The sequence below is a fragment of the Frigoribacterium sp. CFBP 13729 genome (assembly GCF_014841875.1).
In the GTDB taxonomy this organism is placed as follows: domain Bacteria; phylum Actinomycetota; class Actinomycetes; order Actinomycetales; family Microbacteriaceae; genus Frigoribacterium.
The window spans coordinates 1,060,149-1,066,148 of the sequence record NZ_JACYUR010000001.1; the positions used below are offsets into that span (position 1 = coordinate 1,060,149).

At 73.3% G+C, this 6,000-nt stretch carries 5 protein-coding genes and 1 pseudogene; 1 reads left to right on the top strand and 5 read right to left on the bottom strand.

Annotation, left to right across the window (positions count from 1 at the left end):
- Positions 1-18: 18 nt before the first annotated feature.
- The 3 genes from IFT77_RS04750 to IFT77_RS04760 form a co-directional block, all read right to left on the bottom strand.
- Entirely contained in the window at positions 19-699 is a 681-nt protein-coding gene (locus tag IFT77_RS04750; protein WP_192169326.1) for an SGNH/GDSL hydrolase family protein, read from the bottom strand.
- A gap of 44 nt (positions 700-743) precedes the next feature.
- On the bottom strand, positions 744-1,799 hold the full coding sequence (locus IFT77_RS04755) for an aspartate-semialdehyde dehydrogenase (RefSeq protein ID WP_192169327.1): 1,056 nt from the start codon (positions 1,797-1,799) through the stop codon (positions 744-746).
- Positions 1,800-1,863: 64 nt separating this feature from the next.
- Entirely contained in the window at positions 1,864-3,129 is a 1,266-nt protein-coding gene (locus tag IFT77_RS04760) for an aspartate kinase (protein ID WP_123546657.1), read from the bottom strand.
- A 200-nt stretch (positions 3,130-3,329) separates the two neighbouring features.
- On the opposite strand from IFT77_RS04760, the gene IFT77_RS04765 reads away from it, so the two are divergent.
- Positions 3,330-4,139, top strand: coding sequence for a DUF1206 domain-containing protein (locus IFT77_RS04765; RefSeq protein WP_192169328.1), 810 nt, complete (start codon positions 3,330-3,332; stop codon positions 4,137-4,139).
- A 61-nt stretch (positions 4,140-4,200) separates the two neighbouring features.
- Here IFT77_RS04765 and recR read toward each other — a convergent pair whose 3' ends face one another.
- Both recR and IFT77_RS16730 read right to left on the bottom strand, forming a co-directional pair.
- The gene (recR, locus tag IFT77_RS04770) at positions 4,201-4,800 is read right to left on the bottom strand and encodes a recombination mediator RecR (protein ID WP_133737854.1); all 600 of its coding nucleotides are present in this window, start codon (positions 4,798-4,800) and stop codon (positions 4,201-4,203) included.
- Positions 4,801-4,803: 3 nt separating this feature from the next.
- Positions 4,804-6,000 (bottom strand): annotated as a pseudogene (locus IFT77_RS16730) (hypothetical protein); the annotation flags it as partial.

A 6,000-nucleotide genomic window follows, 5' to 3' on the forward strand; every position in this document is an offset into this window, starting at 1 on the left:
GACGGCCAGTCCGACCGCTCAGAGCCCGAGGGTCGTCAGCTCGGCGTCCATCCGCCGGGCCATCTCCGCGTAGCCCTCGTCGTTCGGGTGCAGCCCGTCCGCGGCCATCCACTCGGGGTGCCCCTCGAGCCAGCGGGAGGCGCCCGGCACCCAGTCCGCGCCGACCTCGTCGGCCGCGTCGTGGACCCAGCCGCTGATGACGTCGACGCTCGCCGGTCGATCGTCGGTGTACCAGAACGGCTCGACGACGACGAGGCGCGCATCGGGCAGTGCCGACGCGATGCGGTCGAGGTCGTCGCCGATCTGGGCGTGGATCTCGTCGGCGCGGGCGTCGTACGAGAAGGCGTCGTTCAGCCCCATCGTGACGAACACGATGTCCGGCTCGGCGTCGATGACGAGGCCGGGCAGGTCGCCGCCCTCGAACGACGTGCGGTGGTTGACGAAGCCGAGCCCGTTGACGCTCGGGTTGTACTCGCGCCAGCCGCGCTCCTCGCTGACGATCGTCGACCAGCGGTGCGACGCATCGGACGCCCCCGTGCCGAGGGTGTACGAGTCGCCGTAGAAGGCCACGACCGGGCCGTCTCCCCCCGGGACCGTCGACGAGGCGGCCTGGCCGTCCGTGACGGGCCCGGCGCAGCCCGTCAGGACGGCGGCTGCAGCGGCGAGCAGGGCGACGAGGCCGGGCACGAGACGGGTCATGCCCGGTCTTCGGAGCGACGGAGGCGCGGGTTCGGTGGCGGGACCTACGCCGTCGCGAGACGGCGCGCCGCGACGATCTCGGCGATCTGCACGGCGTTCAGGGCCGCGCCCTTGCGGAGGTTGTCGTTGCTGATGAAGAGGGCGATGCCGCGGTTGCCGGGCACGCCCTCGTCCTGACGGACGCGACCGACGAACGACGGGTCCTTGCCCGCGGCCTCGAGGGGCGTCGGCACGTCGATGAGGACGACCCCCGGCGCGTCCGCGAGGAGCTCGCGGGCGCGAGCGGCGGTGAGCTCGGTCGCGAACTCGGCGTTGATCGACAGGGAGTGCCCGGTGAAGACCGGCACGCGTACGCAGGTGCCGCTGACGAGCAGGTCGGGACGCTCGAGGATCTTGCGGCTCTCGTTGCGGAGCTTCTTCTCCTCGTCGGTCTCGTCGAGTCCGTCGTCGACGATCGAGCCGGCGAGCGGGATGACGTCGAAGGCGATGGGGCGCACGTAGACCGCCGGCTGAGGCATCTGCACCGCGCCTCCGTCGTGGACGAGGCCCGCGGCGTCGCCCTCGAGGGCCGCACGTGCCTGGCCGAGCAGCTCGTCGGCGCCCGCGAGGCCGCTGCCGCTGACGGCCTGGTACGTGCTGACGATCAAGCGCTCGAGCGTCGCCTCGGCGTCGAGGACCTTGAGCACCGGCATCGCCGCCATGGTCGTGCAGTTCGGGTTGGCGACGATGCCCTTGACGGCCTGGTCGATGGCGTGCGGGTTGACCTCGCTGACGACCAGCGGCACCTCGGGGTCCATCCGCCAGGCGCTCGAGTTGTCGATGACGAGCACGCCGGCCTCGGCGAAGCGGGGGGCGTGCGCCCGGCTGCCGGTGGCGCCGGCCGAGAAGAGCGCGATGTCGAGCCCTCTCGGGTCGGCCGTCTCGACGTCCTCGACGACGACGTCGACGCCGCGGAACGGCAGGGTCGTGCCCGCCGAGCGTGCCGTGGCGAAGAAGCGGATCTCGGCGATCGGGAACTCGCGCTCGGCGAGCAGCTTCCGCATGACCTTGCCGACCTGGCCGGTGGCGCCGACCACGCCGACGCGCAGACCTTCTGACATCTCGTGCTCCTGGTGGTGTGGGTGGTTCGGTGAGGGGGCGGGATCGTCGTCGCGGGCGGTCCGGTCAGCGACCGGTGCCGCCCCAGACGACGGCCTCGACGTCGGCGTCGAGCTCGAAGGCCGTGTGCACGACGCGCAGGGCCTCGGCGAGCGTGTCGGCACGCGTCACGACCGAGATGCGGATCTCGCTCGTCGAGATCATCTCGATGTTGATGCCGGCCTCGAACAGGGCCGTGAAGAGGCGCGCCGAGACGCCGGCGTTGGTGCGCATCCCGGCGCCGACGAGGGCGAGCTTGCCGATCTGGTCGTCGTACTGCAGGGACTCGAAGCCGATCTCGGCCCGGTCGGACTCGAGCGCGTTCAGCACGACCGAGCCCTCGGACTTCGGCAGCGTGAACGAGATGTCGGTGCGGCTGGTCGACGCGGCCGAGACGTTCTGCACGATCATGTCGATGTTGGCGCTCGTCTTGGCGACCGTGCGGAAGATCTGCGCGGCCTTGCCGGGGACGTCGGGGACGCCGACGACGGTGACCTTCGCCTCGCTCAGGTCGCCCGCGACACCGCTGATGATGGGCTCTTCCACGTTCTCTCCCTCTTTCGGGTTGACGACCAAGGTGCCCTCGCCGTTGTGGAACGACGAGCGGACGTGCAGGGTGACGCCGTGGCGTCGGGCGTACTCGACGGCACGGATGTAGAGCACCTTCGAGCCGGCGGCGGCGAGCTCGAGCATCTCCTCGCTCGTGATGCGGTCGAGCTTGCGGGCGCGGGGCACGACGCGGGGGTCGGCCGTGAAGATGCCGTCGACGTCGGTGTAGATCTCGCAGACGTCGGCGTCGAGCGCGGCGGCGAGCGCCACGGCCGTCGTGTCGGACCCGCCCCGCCCGAGCGTCGTGATGTCGCCCGTGCTGCGGTTGAAGCCCTGGAACCCCGCGACGATGGCGACCGACCCGGCGTCGAGCGCCTCCCGGATGCGTCCCGGCGTGACGTCGACGATGCGCGCCTTGCCGTGCTGGGCGTCCGTGATCATGCCCGCCTGGCTTCCCGTGTACGACCGGGCCTCGACGCCCTGGCTGCGGATCGCCATGGCGAGCAGGGCCATGCTGATGCGCTCGCCCGCGGTGAGCAGCATGTCGAGCTCGCGCCCGCCAGGCATCGGGGTCACCTCGGCCGCGAGGTCGAGCAGCTCGTCGGTCGTGTCGCCCATGGCGCTCACCGCCACGACGACGTCGTTGCCGGCCTTGCGCGTCTCGACGATGCGCTTGGCGACACGCTTGATGCTCTCGGCGTCGGCGACCGAGGACCCGCCGAATTTCTGCACGATCAAGCTCACGGTGGCGACTCCAGGAGGTGGACGGAACGGGGCGGACGGGCGAGGAGGCGCTCGCGGTCGGGCTGGCGGCGCCTGCGTCCGACGATTCTAGGAGGTGCCCGGCCCGTGTGACGACCGGTCGCGACCAGCAGGGGGACGACCGCCTCCTCGTCCCCAGGGTCGGCCGGACCGACGACTCTCGCGACCTCTAGCGTGGGGGCATGACCGACGCCGTCGCGGACGCCCGCGGATCCGCCAGCCGCCTCCAGGACAGCCGTGCCCTCCGCACGCTCGCGCGGGTGGGCTTCGCGATGAACGGGCTGCTCCACGTGCTGATCGGCGGCATCGCCCTGGGCGTCGCGGCGGGCGGCGGCGGCGAGGCCGACCAGGGCGGTGCCCTCGGCCAGCTCGCCTCTCGCCCGGGCGGAGCCGTCGTGCTCTGGGTGGTCGTCGTCGGGCTGTGGGCCCTCGGCCTGTTCCAGCTGCTCGAGGCCGCCCTCGTGCGGGGCACCGACAAGGAGGCGTGGGCCGACCGGGCGAAGGAGGGCGGCAAGGGCGTCGCCTACCTCGCCGTCGGCGTCACCGCGTTCACCTTCGCCCGGGGCGGGTCGTCGGACAGCTCGGACCAGACGCAGAGCCTCAGCTCGCGCCTCATCGCGACGCCCGGCGGGGTCGTCCTGCTCGTCGTCCTCGCCCTGGCCGTCGTCGCGATCGGCGTCTACTTCGTCGTCAAGGGCCTTCGGCAGAAGTTCCGTGAGGACCTCGTCGTGCCGCCCGGAACGGCCGGCCGCGTGTCCGTGGCCCTCGGCGTCGTCGGGTACGTCGCGAAGGGCGTCGCGATCGCGGTCGTCGGCGTGCTGTTCGCCGTCGCGGCGATCACCGCGGACCCCGAGGAGGCGAGCGGGCTGGACGGGGCCCTGAAGGCGCTCGCGGGCCTGCCGGCCGGTGTGGTGGTGCTGTCGGTCGTGGCGATCGGGCTGATCGCGTTCGGCCTCTACAGCTTCGTCCGCGCCCGCCGCGCACGGCTCTGAGCCGCCCGGCCCTGAGCCGGCGGCCTTGGGCCGCTCGCCCCTGAGCCCCTGGGCCCCTCGACTACTCAGAGACGAGCCGGCGCCCCTCGAAGGCGCGCCCGAGGGTGACCTCGTCGGCGTACTCGAGGTCGCCGCCGACCGGCAGCCCGGAGGCGAGACGCGTGACGCGCAGCCCGAACGGCGCGAGCATCCGCGACAGGTAGGTCGCCGTGGCCTCGCCCTCGAGGTTGGGGTCGGTCGCGATGATGACCTCCTGCACCGTGTCGTCGGCGAGGCGCTGGACGAGCTGCCGGATGCGCAGGTCGTCCGGCCCGACGCCGTCGATCGGGCTGATGGCCCCGCCGAGCACGTGGTAGAGGCCGCGGAACTCGCGGGTCCGCTCGATGGCCTGGACGTCCTTCGCCTCCTCGACCACGCAGATGGTGGCCGGCGAGCGACGCGGGTCGCGGCAGATGGAGCAGCGCTCCTGCTCGGTGACGTTGCCGCAGACCTCGCAGAACCGGACCTTGGTGCGGACGTCGACGAGCAGCTCGGACAGCCGCGTCGTGTCGTACGTCTCGGTCTGCAGGATGTGGAACGCGATCCGCTGCGCCGACTTCGGCCCGATGCCCGGGAGGCGGCCGAACTCGTCGATCAGCTCTTGGACGATGCCCTCGTACACGGACTACTCGCTTCTCTGAGGCGTGACGCGGGGAGCGATCGTCTCTTCTTCGATGAACTGGGCGCCGAGGATCTCGCGGACGACGGCCTCGCCGTAGCGGGACCCGGCCGGGATGCCCCGTCGGGGGTCACCCGCCGCGGCGCGGCGCTGGCTCGCGCTCGGGCCCTGCGCCGGCGCGGGTGCCGAGGCAGATGCCGAGGCAGCAGCGGCTGACGGCGCCGACGGTGCGGCCGGCGCCGCGTCGGAGGGCGGTGGCGTCGCGTCGACCGTGGGGGCGCCGCCGGGCGGCTCCTCCGTGATGAACTCGGGTTCGTCGGGCTCGGGCGGGGGCGTCTGCGGGATCGTCGCGACGTCCCAGCCGGTGACGGGGCTGGCCGTCGGCCGCTTCTCTGCCGGTGCGGGCGGGGACGCCGCAGCGGTGGCAGAGGTCGACGCCGGGCGCGACTCCCGGGGGGCCGAGGCAGCCGCGGTGGAGGCCGAGGCAGGTGCCGGAGCCGAGGCGGGTGCCGGCGCTGCCTGCGACTCGGGAGCAGGAGAAGACGAGGCCGCCCTCTCGTCCGGGACGACCGGCGCCGGCTCGTCGCGCGCCGTGGCCGGCTCGGTCGGAGCCACGGCGGCGGCGGCCGCCGGGGCCGGGCCGTCGGCCGGGCCCTCCACTCGGGCGATGTACTTGACCCGGACGCCGAGCACCTGCTGGATGGCCCGGCGGAGGTACTCGCTGACACCCTCGCCGGAGCCCTGGGGCTTCTTGAACTCGTCGACGTCGTGCGAGCTGGGGAACGCCAGGGTCAGCACCTCGTCGGCATAGCCCTGCACGCTCGCGGTGACGACGACCATCCACGCGGTGCGACGCGCCTTCTCGACGGCCTCGACGATCTCGGGCCAGGCGTCACGCATCTGCTGCAGCGACACCGGGCCGACAGGAGAGGCGGAGCCGTCGGGACCCGCACCGGCACCGGGCGGGACGGCCCCCTCGACCGCAGGCGTCTGCGCCCAGGCGGCCGAGTGCGCAGCCGTGGGCGTCGCCGGCTCGGTCGCGGCCGACTCGGCGGCAGCCGGACCGTCGGAAGCGGCGGGACCGTCGGAGGCGGCCGGGGACACGTCAGGGCCAGGAGCCGCGGGCGTGCTCGGCATGTCGGGGGCGACGGCGCCCCAGGCCGCCGAGGCCGCGGCAGGGTCCGACGACGTCGCCGCCGGGCC

Excerpts from the sequence above, each read along its gene's own strand:
- IFT77_RS04750 (WP_192169326.1), bottom strand. The coding sequence starts at position 699 with ATGACCCGTCTCGTGCCCGGCCTCGTCGCCCTGCTCGCCGCTGCAGCC.
- IFT77_RS04755 (WP_192169327.1), bottom strand. The coding sequence starts at position 1,799 with ATGTCAGAAGGTCTGCGCGTCGGCGTGGTCGGCGCCACCGGCCAGGTC.
- IFT77_RS04765 (WP_192169328.1), top strand. The coding sequence starts at position 3,330 with ATGACCGACGCCGTCGCGGACGCCCGCGGATCCGCCAGCCGCCTCCAG.